The 16,076-nt window shown below is 46.3% G+C and carries 13 protein-coding genes and 2 pseudogenes; 14 read left to right on the top strand and 1 reads right to left on the bottom strand.

The features are described from left to right. Positions 1–155 precede the first annotated feature (155 nt). The 12 genes and pseudogenes from AC27KL_RS15135 to AC27KL_RS15080 form a co-directional block, all read left to right on the top strand. Positions 156–1,142 (top strand): ABC transporter permease, encoded by a 987-nt coding sequence (locus AC27KL_RS15135; RefSeq protein WP_487170218.1) that lies wholly within the window; start codon positions 156–158, stop codon positions 1,140–1,142. 57 nt (positions 1,143–1,199) lie between these two features. Continuing rightward, a complete protein-coding gene (locus AC27KL_RS15130) occupies positions 1,200–2,099 on the top strand; it encodes a carbohydrate ABC transporter permease (RefSeq protein ID WP_339324867.1) in 900 nt (299 codons plus the stop codon). Between the two features lie 137 nt (positions 2,100–2,236). After that, positions 2,237–3,946: an ABC transporter substrate-binding protein gene (locus tag AC27KL_RS15125; RefSeq protein WP_487170217.1), complete on the top strand. Its 1,710-nt coding sequence runs from the start codon at positions 2,237–2,239 to the stop codon at positions 3,944–3,946. A gap of 92 nt (positions 3,947–4,038) precedes the next feature. Then, positions 4,039–5,268, top strand: coding sequence for an alpha-L-fucosidase (locus tag AC27KL_RS15120; RefSeq protein WP_487170216.1), 1,230 nt, complete (start codon positions 4,039–4,041; stop codon positions 5,266–5,268). Between the two features lie 522 nt (positions 5,269–5,790). Next, complete coding sequence (locus AC27KL_RS15115) at positions 5,791–6,960, top strand: MFS transporter (RefSeq protein ID WP_487170215.1); 1,170 nt, start codon at positions 5,791–5,793, stop codon at positions 6,958–6,960. A gap of 107 nt (positions 6,961–7,067) precedes the next feature. Next, the gene (locus AC27KL_RS15110) at positions 7,068–7,457 is read left to right on the top strand and encodes a DUF2255 family protein (RefSeq protein WP_487170214.1); all 390 of its coding nucleotides are present in this window, start codon (positions 7,068–7,070) and stop codon (positions 7,455–7,457) included. Between the two features lie 151 nt (positions 7,458–7,608). Further along, positions 7,609–8,472: an aldo/keto reductase gene (locus AC27KL_RS15105; protein WP_487170213.1), complete on the top strand. Its 864-nt coding sequence runs from the start codon at positions 7,609–7,611 to the stop codon at positions 8,470–8,472. A 503-nt stretch (positions 8,473–8,975) separates the two neighbouring features. Continuing rightward, positions 8,976–9,548, top strand: coding sequence for an RNA polymerase sigma factor (locus tag AC27KL_RS15100; RefSeq protein ID WP_487170212.1), 573 nt, complete (start codon positions 8,976–8,978; stop codon positions 9,546–9,548). After that, positions 9,526–11,022: a hypothetical protein gene (locus tag AC27KL_RS15095; protein WP_487170211.1), complete on the top strand. Its 1,497-nt coding sequence runs from the start codon at positions 9,526–9,528 to the stop codon at positions 11,020–11,022. The genes AC27KL_RS15100 and AC27KL_RS15095 overlap by 23 nt, the downstream gene beginning before the upstream one ends. Before the next feature lie 87 nt (positions 11,023–11,109). Then, positions 11,110–12,843 carry an ABC transporter ATP-binding protein gene (locus AC27KL_RS15090; RefSeq protein ID WP_487170210.1) on the top strand — a complete coding sequence of 578 codons (1,734 nt, stop codon included), beginning with the start codon at positions 11,110–11,112 and terminating at the stop codon, positions 12,841–12,843. A 7-nt stretch (positions 12,844–12,850) separates the two neighbouring features. Beyond that, a pseudogene (locus tag AC27KL_RS15085) lies at positions 12,851–13,597 on the top strand (alpha/beta hydrolase); the annotation flags it as partial. After that, positions 13,593–13,916: pseudogene (locus AC27KL_RS15080) on the top strand (NAD(P)H-binding protein); the annotation flags it as partial. The pseudogenes AC27KL_RS15085 and AC27KL_RS15080, both read left to right, overlap by 5 nt. Positions 13,917–14,034: 118 nt before the next feature. Here the strand turns inward: AC27KL_RS15080 and AC27KL_RS15075 are convergent. Then, positions 14,035–14,580, bottom strand: coding sequence for a TetR/AcrR family transcriptional regulator (locus tag AC27KL_RS15075; RefSeq protein WP_487170209.1), 546 nt, complete (start codon positions 14,578–14,580; stop codon positions 14,035–14,037). 218 nt (positions 14,581–14,798) lie between these two features. Between AC27KL_RS15075 and AC27KL_RS15070 the strand changes: the two genes are divergently transcribed. Beyond that, positions 14,799–15,554 carry a carboxymuconolactone decarboxylase family protein gene (locus AC27KL_RS15070; protein ID WP_487170208.1) on the top strand — a complete coding sequence of 252 codons (756 nt, stop codon included), beginning with the start codon at positions 14,799–14,801 and terminating at the stop codon, positions 15,552–15,554. A gap of 99 nt (positions 15,555–15,653) precedes the next feature. Next, complete coding sequence (locus tag AC27KL_RS15065; RefSeq protein ID WP_487170207.1) at positions 15,654–16,067, top strand: cupin domain-containing protein; 414 nt, start codon at positions 15,654–15,656, stop codon at positions 16,065–16,067. Positions 16,068–16,076 lie beyond the last annotated feature (9 nt).

Raw genomic sequence — 16,076 nt, 5'->3', positions numbered from 1 at the left:
TTTTACGTTGTATGGGGGCCGGCAGGCGAAAACGGTTAATCCGGTTTATTTTTGTTTCTTGTTCGGGCTCGCGGTTTCCTTTACGATCACCTTACATTCCCAGCACCTGAAAGAAATGCCCGAAAGTATGATCGAACGGAAGGAGTTTACCCATCATGCCAAGACTGATCAGCAAGCCGCAAGCCGAGCCGGGACTGGCTCGAAAAATCTCATTATCTTCCCAAATGCCGCCAAGCAGAAGAAACATCGGCAAAAAAATCAGGCGGCACTGGCAGCTTTATCTCGTACTGCTGCTGCCCGTCCTGTATTTGATCATCTTCAAATATATACCGATGGCCGGAATTGTAATCGCATTCAAAAATTACAACGTCATCAAAGGCATCTGGGGCAGCGACTGGGTCGGACTTAAATATTTTTACCAGTTTTTCGAATCGCCGAATTTTTGGCTGTACATCAAAAACACGCTCGGCATCAGCTTCTACGGCTTGATCGTAGGCTTTCCGGCACCCATCATTTTGGCACTGGCGCTGAACGAGATCCGAAACGGCATTTTCAAAAAAACCGTACAGATGGTCTCATACGCCCCTTATTTTATTTCCACGGTCATCATGGTATCGATCATTATCGTAAACCTGACGCCGCATGTGGGGATGGTCAGCAAATTTTTCGAGATGCTCGGCGTGAGCAATACGAATTTTATGGGCATGCCGGGTCTTTTCAAATCCATCTATGTATGGTCCGATGTATGGCAGTTTACGGGATATGGCGCGATCATCTACATCGCCGCGCTTTCCGGCGTGAATCCGGAGCTGTATGAATCCGCCAAGGTAGACGGCGCATCCCGCATCCAGAAGATATTGCGCATCGATATCCCAAGCCTGATTCCCGTTTCGGTCATTCTTCTCATTCTGAACCTGGGCAACATCATGAAATTAGGTTTTGAAAAAATATATTTGATGCAAAATCCGCTGAACCTGAGCACCTCCGAGGTCATATCCACTTATGTCTATAAGGTTGGTTTGCTTGGGTCAAGCTTCAGCTTCTCGGCGGCCATCGGTTTGTTCAATTCGGTGATCAACCTGATTCTGCTCATCACGGTCAATTACATTGCCAGAAAACTGTCAAGCAACAGCCTCTGGTAGGCCTATCCCGGTTTGATGCATGAGAACGCACAAGCACCAAGAAAGAGAGGAGATCTTATGTTCAAAGGAACCGCTATTCGCGAGTCCAAAGGCGATCGCCTATTCGTTGCTTTCGTCTACCTGTTTTTGACGCTGATTCTTGTCATTGTGGCGGTGCCCCTGATCTACATATTAAGCTCGTCCGTCAGTTCGCCCCAGGCGGTTACGTCGGGCAAAGTATGGCTTTTTCCCGTGGATTTTACGCTGGACGGCTACAAAGCGGTGTTCCGTAATCCGCAAATCGGCGTCGGTTATTTAAATTCGCTTTTTTACACCGTCGTCGGCACGGTGGTTAACGTGGCTCTGACCATCATGCTTGGTTATCCGCTGGCCAAGAAGACTCTTTACGGCCGCAGCTTTTTTATGGTTATGCTTGTGATCACCATGATGTTTGACGGGGGGCTGATTCCTTATTATCTCGTCGTCAAAGACCTGCATTTGCTGGATACCCGCTGGGCGATGATTTTGCCGGGGGCGATGGGCGTCTTTCAGGTCATTGTGGCCAGGACGTTTTTCCAGACCACCATTCCGGATGAATTGTCGGAAGCGGCGGAATTGGACGGTTGCAGCGACATCCGGTTTATATTCAGCATCGTTCTGCCGCTGTCCAAACCGATCATTGCCGTGATGACGCTGATGTATGCCGTCGGACATTGGAATGCGTATTTTGATGCGCTGATCTTTTTGCGGTCGCCCGACTTGTTCCCGCTCCAAATCATTCTCCGCAACATTCTCATCCTGAATACGGTGGATGCCTCCATGATGGCGAACGTGAACCAGATGCAGGCGCAGCAGGGGCTTAAGGATTTGATCAAATATTCGCTTATCGTCGTTGCAAGTGCGCCGGTTCTGATTATTTATCCTTTTGTGCAGAAGCACTTCGTCAAAGGGGTCATGATCGGTTCGCTGAAGGGCTAAAGACGGCTTAGCGCGCCGCCACAACTGCTTGAAGGAGGTGATGCTGTCCGTTTTGCGGATAAGCTCGAGATTCGGATGGTTAACAAAACAAGGTTATTGCCCGGTAAAACCATGATGACGAATGGGGGAAAAGTTCGATGCAAAAAAAGAACCGTAAAATTTGGCTAGGCACCATCAGCTGGATGTTGGCTTGCATGCTTCTTCTCAGCGCCTGCAGCGGCAGCAAATCCGCAGGGCCGGAAGCTTCCGGCGACCAAAAAGACAATAAGACTGCGGAGCAAAGCGATATATTTACGCCGGTCGGCACGTATCCGATCGTGAAAGAGCCGATGACGATCAAAATGTTCGCGCCGCAGTTCGCGACGATCGAAAACATGGAAACGAATTTGTTTACCAAATATCTCGAAGACAAGACGAATATCAAAATCGCCTGGGATTTGGTCCCGGATAATGCTTTGAATGACCGGAAGCAGCTCATGCTTGCCAGCGGCGACTATCCGGAAGTCATTTTGCACGGGGGACTGACCAAGGAAGAACAGATGAAATACGGGCAGCAGGGAGTCTTTATTCCGCTGAATGATTTGATCGACCAATACGCTCCCAATATTAAAAAGGCAATGCAGGATCTGCCCTACATGAAGGCTTCGATTACGGCGCCTGACGGCAACATCTACGCTTTGCCGCAGGTCAACGAATGTTACCATTGCGACAATGCGCTCAAAATGTGGATCAACAAAGCATGGCTTGATAAGCTGGGCCTGTCTGTTCCGAAGACAACGGACGAATTTTACAATGTCCTGAAAGCGTTTAAGGAGAAAGATCCGAACGGAAACGGCAAACCGGATGAAATCCCGTTGACGGGTTCCGACGAGATGTGGGCAGGCAACGTTTCGGCGTTCCTCATGAACTCCTTTATCCTCGATGACTACGTCGATAAAGATTCGGGAACGTTCCTCCGCCAAATCAACGGGAAAGTCGACTTTACGGCAAATAAAGAAGAGTGGAAACAAGGCCTTCTTTATCTCAACAAACTGTACAAAGAGGGATTGATCGATCCGGCGGCCTTTACGCAAAATGCCGACGCCGTGCAGCAAATGGCCAACCGCGAGCCGGATAACGTCATGGGAACACTCTCGACGGCATTAATCAGTTACGCCTACAGCATGGACGATAAAGCCCCGCGCCATAAGGACTACGTTGTCGTGCCGCCGCTGAAAGGACCGAACGGCGTTCAACAGACGCTTAATTTTGCGGGGATCGGAAGCTCCCAGTTTGCGATTACGAATAAAGCGACTAAAGAGCAGCAGATTGCCGCGATCCGGTTAGCGGATTATTTATACACCGAAGAAGCCATCGTGCTGGAGGAAAACGGCCCCGAAGACAAAGGGTGGCGGAAAGCGAAAACCGGAGAACTGGATTTTAACGGCGAGCAGGCCAAATACGCGGCGATACCGAAAACGGATAAAAAGCCGACCCATAACGACGGCTGGGAGCAGATCGGCCCATCCCTTCGGACCTACGCTTATCGTGCGTCTTGGGTAGCGCCGCAGGACCTGCTTGCACCGGACGGCTATGGCACGCGCCTGAACCAGGTTTCCAAGGAGTATGAACCGTATCACTCCAAGGAACAGTATCCTAACGGCTTGTTCATAGCGCTCGAAGATGCCGAGATCGCGGCGCAGATCAAAACGACGCTTGTCAGTTACGTAAAATCAAACATGGCCCAGTTTATTACCGGCTCCAAGGACATTAACAAAGAATGGGATGCCTATGTAAAAGGATTCGATGGGCTTCAATTAAACCAGTACCTGGAAATCTATCAAAAAGCGCTGGATGCCAAAAAATAGGCTCCGGAACGAACTGCCTCATCCCTTGCGCGGGCGTGGTTTATTGCGCAGGGGGTGAGCTTTGAATTTTTGGGAAAGCAGGTGTATTAAAAATGACAGTACTTGCCAAACCATCGCCGCAGCAGCTCGCATGGCAGGATCTTGAGCTGGGGATGTTTTGCCATTTTGGCATCAACACGTTTTGCGATCAGGAATGGGGGGAAGGGACCGATTCCCCGGAGCTATTTAATCCAACGGAGTTCGATGCCCGGCAATGGACCAGGACGGCAAAACGTGCCGGATTCAAGTACTTGGTGCTGACCGCCAAACATCATGACGGCTTCTGTCTGTGGCCGACGAAAACGACCGATTATTCCGTAAAATCAAGCCCTTGGAAAAACGGTCAGGGGGATGTGGTCAGGGAAGTCGCCGATGCTTGCAGGGAGGAAGGACTAAAGTTCGGGTTGTATTTATCGCCTTGGGACCGGCATGAACCTTGCTACCCGGATAAGGAAGCATATGACGACTTCTATGCGGAGCAATTGACGGAACTTCTGACGGGTTACGGGCCGCTTGTCGAAGTATGGTTCGATGGGGCGGGCTCTCAAGGCCGGGAATATGACTGGCCGAGAATCATCGGACTGGTAGACCAATATCAGCCGGAAGCGATGGTCTTTAATATGGGACGGCCCACGATCCGTTGGGTAGGCAATGAGGCCGGCGTCGCTCCATACCCTTGCTGGAATACGGCAACGACGGCAAGAGAAAGCATGTTCACCAGCGACATGCTCACATGGATGGAGGGAACCCCCTCCTGGGTGCCGGCCGAATGTGACGTTCCGATCCGCAAAAGACATTGGTTCTGGCATCCCGACGACGAAGCGAGCTTAAGAAGCTTGGAGGACGTGCTGGACATTTATTACCGGTCGGTCGGCCACGGGGCTACGCTGCTGTTGAACGTCTCTCCGGATAACCGCGGGCTCCTCCCTGATGCTGATGCAGCGCGAGTCATCGAATTCGGGGATGAAATCCGGCGCAGATTCGGGCAGCCCATCGGCCAAACGCATGGCGAAGGTACGGAGCTGCTGCTCCATCTTGATTCGGCCGGGTCCGTGAACCACTTGATCCTGATGGAGGATATCGCTCAGGGGGAACGCGTTCGGGAGTATGTTCTTGAAGCTTATGTCAACGGCCAGTGGAAAGAGCTTGTCAGGGGAAGTGCGATCGGGCATAAAAAAATCGACCGTTTCGCCACGGTTGAAACCGACGCGCTCCGATTACGGGTGCTTTCGAGCGTAGAGAAGCCTGTGATCCGCAGTTTTGCAGCTTACAATGTCGTTTAAGGCTTAGTTTTTCGCGTTCCGCAACGTTCATGGGCATTCATCTTGAAACATAATGCTAAAGCCTGAATCCCTTGATGGGTCAGGCTTTTTTTTGGTTTAAGAAATGGACAGGATATTTCAATAAGGAATACTCAGTACTTGATCCATTTTTGCCACCGTATATTTCACCAGGCCTTCTTGGATAATGAACATTTTTGATTGCTTTGTTGAGATATCAACAAACTTCGTTATTTTAACCATTGAATGTATCTTTTTTGCCCATATAATAATAGACACGAGTTGATTAAACAACTTGTTTTGTTAACTCATCTGTTGTTAAGTTCTGATTTTTGCCGAATCGAAAAATTCAAGATGAAGTTGTTGTCATTAGGGGGGCTTTTAGTGATATTGGCGAAGCAAAAGCTAAGAAGCTTGCACAAGAATGAGCAAAATACGTTAATAGCTGGCCGCCGATCGTGAAAATGCAGCAGTTGCAGCTTTGGCGGCCGAAATAAGACATACAGAAGATAGGGGGTGTTATTTTTGGCTAAAAGAAATCAATTGTTGATTTTTATATTGACCATAGGTGTATTCGGCATCTTAAATACGGAAATGGGGATCGTTGGGGTATTGCCTTTAATTGCTGATCATTTCCAAATCAGTATTACCAAAGCAGGGTTGCTCGTGAGTTTCTTTGCACTTGCTGTGGCAATGTCTGGGCCCACGATGCCGTTATTGTTTTCGGGCATAAATCGCAAAAAGGTAATGTTACTTGTACTTGGAATTTTCGTTCTAGGCAACATTGTCTCCATAGTTGCATCCAACTTTGCCATTTTATTAATCGCTCGTGTGATTCCGGCTTTTTTCCATCCAGTTTACGTCTCCATAGCTTTGACGGCAGCAGCAGCTTCAGTCAGCAAGGAAGAAGCTCCAAAAGCTACTTCTAAAGTATTTATGGGAGTGACGGGAGGGATGGTACTTGGCGCACCGTGCTCCAGTTTTATTGCTAATACAACTTCTCTAGAAATGGCAATGTTATTCTTTGCGGTTGTGAATGCTTTAGCATTCATTGCTATATTACTATTTGTACCGTCTATGCCTGTTAAAGAAAGACTTTCTTATGGATCTCAATTAATTGTTTTGAAAAAACCCATCACCTGGCTATCCATTGCTGCCGTCATTTTTATAAATGCAGCGATGTATGGGGTTAGCAGTTACCTTGCAGAGTATCTTGAAACCATTACGAATATACCCGGAAAAACGATTAGCTTCATGTTATTCCTATTCGGTGGCGCAAGTATAATAGGGAACATCGTCGCCGGGAAGTTACTTACTAAAAATGCCATAAAAACTGTCGCATCTTTTTCTTTCGTATTAGGGGCCGTTTACGTCTTATTGTTCTTAATGGGACAGTTCACTGTACCTATGGCATTCATTGTTTTGATTTTTGGAATCGTAGTGGCTATAGGAAATAATATTAGTCAATATTGGATGTCGTCTGCAGCTCCAGAAGCCCCTGAATTTTCGAATGGATTGTTTCTGGCATCCAGTAACTTAGGGGTAACAACCGGTACGTCGGCAGGCGGATTAGCTATATCAGGAATGGGCACGCAGTACGTCGTATTAGGCGGATTCCTATTCTTAATCTTGAGTTTCGTATTTATTTCGATGAGAAACTACAGGCATAGTCCTATAAATCAATTTTCCGGATAGGAATTGTTTCAACGGTTTAGTAAACAATCAGCATTCACTTTATTTGGGGTTCTGGAAATATAATCTGCGTGCTTGACACACACTTATAAATAAGGAGGATGCCGCTCATGGGCACATGGTCGAAAAAAGAATTGCGCAAGATTGCTGAAGCTGACGACCTGCACATCTCGCCGTTCCGCGAAGACGGAATAACCTACGGCACCCCGACTTGGATATGGTCTGTTGTGGTTGATGACTCACTTTATGTTCGCGCCTACTTCGGACAGAACTCCCGTTGGTATCAGGCTGCAATTCGAGAGAAGGCGGGACGTATCACTGTCGCTGGCATGACGAAGGAAGTCGTTTTCGAACCGATCGGCGGGGAGATGGACGACCTTATCGACAATACGTACCTTGCAAAGTACAATGGCAGTCCCTACTTAAGCTCGATGATAAGTACACGAGCTCGTTCTGCGACAGTCAAGATTACACCGCAACCGCCCGAAACCCATGCTTGATGTACATCTGGCGGGTCGTCATTGAAGCAAGGCGCATGTTTAAAAAAATGTTGTTAGCCATGACAAGAAACCTTGATCACGCCATCACCCACTGCCTAATGATCTTAATTAAGTATATAAAAAAATATAACCCTGCAAAGGAGACAAAAACATGTTTAACGAAACTTACAAATTATCAAATGGTGTAGAAATTCCAAAATTGGGTCTTGGTACCTGGCTGCTTGACAATGAACAGGCGGCACAGGCCGTGCGGGATGCGGTATCTATCGGATATCGCCATATTGATACTGCGCAGGCTTATATGAATGAGGTTGGTGTAGGAGAAGGAATCCGTTTCAGCGGTATCCCGAGAGAAGAACTATTCATTACGACAAAGGTTGCTGCAGAAGCAAAAAACTATGATGCAGTTACGCAGTCCATTGATGAGTCTTTATCCAAAATGATGCTGGATTACATCGATCTTCTGATAATCCACAGTCCGCAGCCATGGACAGAGTTCCGTGAGGAGAACCGTTATTTCGAGGAAAACAAAGAAGTATGGAAAGCCATGGAGAACGCTTATAAGACAGGCAAAGTAAAGGCAATCGGTCTTTCAAACTTCCTTCAAGATGATATAAAGAACATTCTCGCAAGCTGTGAAATCAAGCCTATGGTCAATCAAATATTAGCACATGTAAGCAATACTCCTTTCGAGCTTATTGAATTCTGCCAGAAGAATGACATCCTGGTCGAAGCATATTCCCCCATAGCACACGGTGCAGTTCTTGATCACCCAGAGATGAAGGTAATAGCTGACAAGTATGGAGTATCTGTTGCTCAGCTTTGCCTCCGTTACGCTATCCAGCTTGGACTAGTCGTCATTCCGAAGACGGCAAATCCGGATCACATGAGAAACAATGCAGAGCTTGATTTTGTTATCAGCGATGCGGATATGGAGATCTTGAAGAATGTAGAGCACATCCAAGATTATGGTGAACATAGCTTCTTCCCGGTATTTGGCGGGAAATTAAAATAAACAGCTATCGGAAACGCACATGAATTCATTCGAATGAATACTACGAATCATCACAGCTCTTATGCCCGCCTCTGCAGCGCCAGGCTTCCGTGCGGGCGTATCCTATGGGCTCAAGGTAGGTCGCTACACCCTCTCTCCTAGATGGATAGAGGGTATTTGCTGTACGCATCATTTTTTTCTGATGCTTTCATTCATGTCTGCCGCTGCTTCTTTTATTGAGGTCCGTTTAATACTTACCGCATGGTTAGAATCGTACCGCCGTTTCTGGTCCGATAAGCTTGATGCTCTCGAGTCGTTTCTTGACAATGAACAAAAGTAAAGCCGTATCTGTTTATTTTGGACATCCGGAGTATAGAATAAACGTTACTGAGAATGTCAGAACTATACTGAAAGTGCCTTTCTGATTTCGGAGGGCTCTTTTTTTATTTATTAGACTGAGAAGTTTGAGGGTCAGCTTGCGTTTATAGGTTGTATTAAATGAGCATGGAAATGAGGTGAAACACTTGACAGATCCGTCTTCCGAATCGGAGATCATTCGTCGTATCGTCGAAGGCGAAAAGCAATTATTTTCTGTTATCGTCGATCGTTACAAAATTAAAGTATACGGAATCATCCGCAGTATGGGGTTAAATCATCAGGATTCTCAGGACATAGCTCAGGAAGCCTTTGTTAAAGTCTACCGCAGCTTAGCAAACTATCGGGACGAGGGGCATTTTTCGGCCTGGCTATATAAAATCGTCGTTCATGCGGTGAAGGATCTTCAGCGACGAAATCGAGTCCGTTCTGCTTCGAATGAAGGGGTCGATGAACCAAGCCACCAGCATACGCCTGAACAACTTGTCCTTCAAAAGGAAATGCAGCGGGAAATCTATCGCCAGCTTCAGGAACTTCCTCTAAATTATCGACTGGTGTTGCTTCTCAAGTATACGAATGACTTGACATATGAAGAAATCTGCGAGATTACCGGATTAAACGCTGACCAAGTTCGAAATGCCATGCACAGAGGCAAAAAAAGCCTTAAGAAACAAATCGAGAACAAGGGAGGGATATGGTTTGAGACCTATATTAAAGGCTAGTGACGAGGAATGTTGGGGCGCCAAAATATATGATGAAGAACCGGATCCCGAATTTACTTCAAACGTGATGAAAGCAATAGAACACATCGAAATGGATCCGAGGAGGCCGTTTGGAGACTTGAAAAAGAAAGCCGCTCTCAAGCAGGTATTTCGTCGAATGGTGATGACTGGAGCTGCTGTCGTAATTCTTATGGGTGGAGCGTATATGGTATGGCAGACCTCGTCTGATCGTACCTCAATGATCGGTGAGCAGCTTTATCAAGGTAGTGGCCCGTTGTCCACCAACGGCAATTGGTTATGGAATGAGGAATATGAAAGGGCCCAACGGTTTGGTCTTCTTCAAATGCAGAACGTCAAAGTAGAAGATGACGGATACTCGCTGGAAATCTTAGCCGTTTTGAAGGACCGTTCCCATATCGTTATCGTGACAAAGCAATTCGGACCGGATGGACGTTCATTAAAATACAGCGTGCGCGATCCGTTCCTGATTACGGACATGCAGGGACGCCGAGTTGCAATTCCCGGCAGGTATCTTCGCAACACAGATCCGGGAATACAGGATTATGTTTATGTATTCGACGGCACCGTTCCGGATCACATTGTTATCCACGGGAAAGCAGTAGAAGCAGCAGTTGGTCCAGAAGAACAACCGGAAGAACGTGTCCTGGTTAATTGGCCGTTGGAGTTGGCGCTGGATATGACCAAGGCCAAATCATTATCGGTATCTAAACCTTTGGAGAATACAAATTCACCGCAGGATGGGCTCAACATGGACATGAAACAGCTTCTAGTTACACCAAATGGTGTGCGTTTGGATATGTCGATATCCCTGGCTCCTCAGATGCTCGAACAGGTCCCGCCCAACTGGCATGACGGATTGGAGGTTTTGTATGATGTGAAGGTTGAGGAAGGTAACGGGTATAAGACCATCGGATCCTATGTTAAAAAAGTGGAAACGCAGCAATTGAATACTTCAAGCGGGACCCTGAAATGGTCCAATGAATTCGATTCGGCCGTAATTCCTCCGGATTCACGTCATATGAGGGTGGTCGTCAACGGATTGGTCATGCGTTTCACCAACGAAGGCGCCATTCAGTTTAACCCGAAGGAGCTGGATAAGAAACCAGCTGTGATGAATGATGCAGGAGACACTATTACGTTTACAAAATCCTCGCTTCTGAAAGATCCTTCTACGGGAGAACAAGTTATGGCTGTGTACGCAAAAGGAAGGTTTGTGAATCAGCCTTTACTGGATGAATGGGTCGCGGTTGATAATAATGGACGGGAATACAAAGTCCGTATCGGTGGAGCTTATACGCAAGGGAAGCCAATAAAGTCAGAAAATCTGGAATTTGCGATTCAAGGCTTAACAAACATCCCACCATCAATGACGTTAAAACGAACCGTTATTGGCAAAAAGCGAGATTTCCAGTGGGCATTTGACTTGCCCGCACTTTCCAACCTGCCTTGGTAAAGTTGCTAGGAAACAAGCATGGTTTATGGTACTTGTGACCGTGTGTTAACGATCAAGCGCAAAAGCCTCCCAAGGATCGATATAATCATGGGGATCATTATTTTCAAAACTTATTTCCAACGTCTGGGGGGAATTCCGTTGAATTGGACGATCCCCGCAAAAGCAATGAGTAGAATCGGACCGTGGAAGAATCTTTTTAAACTCGTTCCCTTTATCGGAAAGTACCGACTGTCCTTTATGTTCGGGGTAGGCGCTGTTCTGGCGAGTTCGATTTTGACAGTACCCATCCCGTATCTCACAGGGATCTTGCTTGATCGGGTTTTATTAAAAGATAAGAACATCAACGACATGTTTTTGTTGTTAGGCATGATGGCTGTTCTATATCTGATGCAATATGCATGTTCTCTTTTATCTGGATGGTTGTTTGTTAAAATAAGTTATTCGATCGTTAACGAGTTAAAGTATTTGGTCATGTCAAAAGTATTATCATTGCCAATGAGTTACCTCTCAACCACCGAAAAAGGATACCTCCAGGGGCGGGTGGCCGAATGCAATTCCGTCGGAAATGCCTTTTCGCCAGTCATTATCAGTATGGTGCTTAGCGTATTAAATGCAATGTTTGCAGTAATCACGATGTTCGCGATTAATGATAAAATATCTTGCGTAGTTATTGTTTTAGTACCTATCTTCATTTTTTTATCCAAATCATCCAACAAGAAATTTTTGAACAATACAAGGGAAATGATGGAATCGTCCGCTGTTTTAAGCGGGGAAGTATTTGAATCGATGAATGGCATCGAGGACATTAAAATTCTGGGCGGCAAAGAGACGCAGCTCTTCAAATTTAAATCAAAGATGAATGAGCTGTTTCATCACAGCATCAAACAAAACAAGTCATTGATATTTTTAACCGAAAACGTTAGCTTGTTAAACAACCTGTTCACCCTAATCATATTGTTCATCTCCGGCATCCTCATCTTAAAAGGGCAATTTACTGTCGGCATGTACACAACCTTTTCCCTGTACACCACAAAAGTGTTTGCCAGTGCACAAAGTCTTACATCCTTAAATACGATTTTGAAACCGGTTTGCTTGAGCGTCGAAAGAATTTACCAGCTACTCGACATGCCGGACGAAAACAGCGGTAAGGTTGTCGAGTTGGATTCAAGGATTGAAACGATAGAGTTCCTCCGTGTAGGTTATCGATATCGAACGGATCTGCCTCTGGTTTTTAATGACTTGACTTTCTCGTTAATGAGAGGGGATAAGGTTCTTCTTCTTGGGGATAACGGTTCGGGAAAAACGACGCTTATTAAACTTTTATTAGGGTTGTACCAGCCTGCTTGCGGAATCATTTCATTTAACGGAATCCATGCCGCATCGATTCAAAGCGACTCCTTAAGGCAAAGAATTGGTGTGGTATCACAGAGCACCTTTCTCTTCCGCGGGACCGTGTTGGACAATATTTTATACGGGCAAAATGGTGAAAACCGCAACACTGTTGAAAACCTGATTGACGAACTCGGGTTGAAAGAGTATATAGGCAGGATGCCCAAAGGGCTGGACACAGAAATTAATCAAAACACTTCAGGCGTCTCGGGTGGTCAGGCTCAAATCATCGCTTTTATACGAGCCATGTTTGCCGAAAAGGACGTATTAATTTTAGATGAACCCACGGCTAACGTCGACGAAGAGACCCGTCGCATCATCATTCACGCCTTAAGGGAACAGCGTTATAAGGGGATATTAATTGTGATATCACATCAAATGGAAGGAATGGACTTTTTCAATAAAACCATTCATATGACAAAGACCTTATGAGACGAAACTGTTGGCAGGAAATCTGTACGTTCCCTCTGAATTCGATGAAGCCAAGAAGTATCCGGCCATTGTCGTCTCTCATCCGGGCGGAGGCGTTAAGGAGCAGGCAGCCGGACTTTATGCGGACAAACTTGCTGAATTGGGCTTCGTTACCTTGGCTTTCGATGCTTCCAACCAAGGAGAAAGCGAAGGAACGCCTCGTTATTTCGAAGATCCTTATGCCCGTACGGGAGATGTTCGTGCTGCGGTTGACTATCTAACTACGCTGTCCTTTGTAGACACGGATAACATCGGAGCATTGGGCATTTGTGCCGGCGGAGGATACACAGTCGCGGCTTCGCAGACAGAGCGCCGCATTAAGGCTGTCGCAACCGTGAGCATGGTCGATATCGGCTCGCTGTTCGGCGAAGGTCTAGGACGCGTCGTGCCGGTAGAGGATCAAATCAAGCAGCTGGAGCAAGTGTCGCAGCAACGGACGGCTGAAGCAAGCGGGGCTGATACGCTCTATGTAACTTATGTGCCGCAAGAGCTGGAAGAATGCATGACGGGTACAATGGCCGAAGGACGTGATTACTATGTTACCCCTCGCGGCTGCCACAAAAATGCACCAAACCGTCTTGTGTTCACCAGCTTCGGACAAATTTTAACGTACTCGGCCTTCAGCCACATCGATAAGTTTTTAACGCAGCCGTTCCTGGCGATTGCAGGCAGCGAAGCAGATACGTTCTATTTCAGCCAAGAAGCCGTTGATAAATGATGAGGTACCGGGAGAATTCGGCAAGTGGAACAACCGCACCATTGGCGAATATTTGGGCCCGTATCGTAAATCGGTCGATGTAATTGAGGCATCGAAGCTCGACTACACCGTTCTCAGACCTGCGTGGTTGACCGGTGCCGACGAGATTGAATACGAGATTACCGAGAAAGATGAAAAATTCAAAGGTACGGAAGTATCGCGCAAGAGTGTGGCGGCTTTGGTCGTCCAATTAATCGAGTCGCCCGGTTTACATGTTCATGGAAATCTGGGCGTGAACAAACCGAATACCGATGGGGATAAACCAGCCTTTTATTAAGCAGATTGCAAAATATACACTCTATACACTCGTAAAGTAAGCTTCCTTACGGCAGCTTACTTTACGTTTCTTTCCGGTATGGAATCGACGATTACACCGTGTCCGATTTAAGAGCCGCCTATAAATTCCTGTCCAACAAGATCCCCACTTGTTCTGCCACAACGTGAGTCGGCTCGGATAATCCATTGCTGAACCAGGTTTCAACGATCTCAACGACAGCGGCTCCAAAGAATTTAAGAATTAATTCCTTGCTTAATCCTTGATTTATCCCTTCGGTTATATCTACATCCCGCTCCAATTCCTCGATCACAAATTTCAGGAAATGATTACGAAAAGCAGAAGTCCCTTTGGTGCCAAGCATGGTTGAAAAGAATGAAGAATGACGTTCAAAGTATTCAAACCAAATCAGATTCCCCTCGGCAAAACTCATTTCCGATGCTGATTCGCAAAGTTTCCTCAATTCATCGATATGTTCCTTGATGAGCTTATCCAGCAAGTCAAATTTATCCTCATAGTGATCATAAACGGTTCTCCGACCGACATTGGCCCGATCGGAAATATCTTGAATCGTAATATGATCAAAGCCTTTTTCGGACAGGAGTTGAACAAAAGCCTTCTTGATGGCTTCTTGAGATTTTAGTACTCTTCGATCTATCTTAGGCATCTACTTCACCAATCTTTCTATCGAATAACCGCACAATATTCACTCATTTGTATCATAACGTACAAAGCGTGGACTTTTGATAATTGAAGACATTCTTTTTACATTATATATTATACACAGATGTGCGATATCGCATCAATATACATTTAATAAGGTATCAATTATTGCTTCCTTCGGGATATTAGAAAAATTGAACCCATTCAAGAGGAGATGTAAATATGAATCGTGTGGAGAAGAGCCGGAAAAAAATCCAACAGCTTTTTGGCGATTATGTACCCGCCGCATATTCTACGGACCCGGAGTTTCTGGGCATTTTGAGCCGCTTTATTTACGGGGACGTTTTTTATCAAGGGACTCTGGATGACAAACAACGGGAGCTGATCACCCTGGTGGTGCTTGCAACGAACCAGACGTTGCCTCAGCTTAGATCCCATGTCAGCGCGGCGCTGAACGTCGGCCTGACACCTGTAGAGATCAAAGAAGCGGTTTATCAGTGTGCTCCATACATTGGATTTCCCAAGACATTGAATGCGATCAACGAAGTCAACGGGGTTTTCGAAGCCAGTCATATTGCATTGCCGCTTGAGAGCCAAACGCAGGTTGATGAAGATTATCGTCTGGAAAAGGGACTTGCCGTGCAAACCGAGATTTTCGGCGATGTGATACAAAACATGAGAACAAGCTCCCCTTCAAATCAAAAGCATATTCAGGAATACCTTTCTGCTTTTTGCTTCGGAGACTTTTACACCCGGGGCGGACTTGATTTGAAAACACGCGAGTTGTTAACACTGTGTATCATAAGCAGCTTGGGCGGCGCCGAAGGTCAAGTGAAGGCACATGTGCAGGGCAACAAAAACGTGGGGAATGACAAGGAAACTTTGATTTCCGCCATCACCCATTGCCTTCCGTATATCGGCTTTCCGAGAACGCTGAATGCGTTAGCTTGCGTGAACGAAGTCATTCCTGAAGATTAAGTCAGGGGATGATTGATTTGGTCAAAACGATCGAAGCCGAAGCAGGAATATTTTTATCAAGATGATTCTTAATAATACAGTTCATTGGAGGAATTAAACATGGCAAAACATGAAGAAGTGAAAAATGGCGTTATTTTCCCGGTAGGCGAGAAAAACGACGCCTTCGCACAATTTTTTGTAGGACAAAGTTATCTTAAAACCTTGATTGCCGACCCTAAAGTGAATGTGGGGGTAGGGAACGTAACCTTTGAACCGGGATGCCGTAACAACTGGCATATTCACCGTGACGGATTTCAAATTTTATTGGTTACAGGAGGCGAAGGCTGGTACCAAGAAGAAGGGCAGCCTGCTCAATTTCTGAAACCCGGCGATGTTATTGTCACGCACGATGGCGTGAAGCACTGGCATGGCGCTGCTAAAGACAGCTGGTTTGAACACATTGCCATCACGGCGGGCAAGCCGGAATGGCTCGAACCCGTTTCCGATGAAGTATACGAAAAAGCAACCCAATAAGCTCTTAAG

This window comes from Paenibacillus sp. YAE3, from assembly GCF_057546105.1.
Note: the sequence above shows the minus strand (reverse complement) of the source record. Positions and strands in the feature narration are given on the sequence as shown.

Coding starts and splice junctions, on each gene's coding strand:
- AC27KL_RS15110 (WP_487170214.1), top strand. CDS start 7,068: ATGGGCACATGGTCGAAAAAAGAATTGCGCAAGATTGCTGAAGCTGAC.
- AC27KL_RS15090 (WP_487170210.1), top strand. CDS start 11,110: ATGGGGATCATTATTTTCAAAACTTATTTCCAACGTCTGGGGGGAATT.
- AC27KL_RS15075 (WP_487170209.1), bottom strand. CDS start 14,580: ATGCCTAAGATAGATCGAAGAGTACTAAAATCTCAAGAAGCCATCAAG.
- AC27KL_RS15135 (WP_487170218.1), top strand. CDS start 156: ATGCCAAGACTGATCAGCAAGCCGCAAGCCGAGCCGGGACTGGCTCGA.
- AC27KL_RS15130 (WP_339324867.1), top strand. CDS start 1,200: ATGTTCAAAGGAACCGCTATTCGCGAGTCCAAAGGCGATCGCCTATTC.
- AC27KL_RS15120 (WP_487170216.1), top strand. CDS start 4,039: ATGACAGTACTTGCCAAACCATCGCCGCAGCAGCTCGCATGGCAGGAT.
- AC27KL_RS15065 (WP_487170207.1), top strand. CDS start 15,654: ATGGCAAAACATGAAGAAGTGAAAAATGGCGTTATTTTCCCGGTAGGC.
- AC27KL_RS15125 (WP_487170217.1), top strand. CDS start 2,237: ATGCAAAAAAAGAACCGTAAAATTTGGCTAGGCACCATCAGCTGGATG.
- AC27KL_RS15070 (WP_487170208.1), top strand. CDS start 14,799: ATGAATCGTGTGGAGAAGAGCCGGAAAAAAATCCAACAGCTTTTTGGC.
- AC27KL_RS15105 (WP_487170213.1), top strand. CDS start 7,609: ATGTTTAACGAAACTTACAAATTATCAAATGGTGTAGAAATTCCAAAA.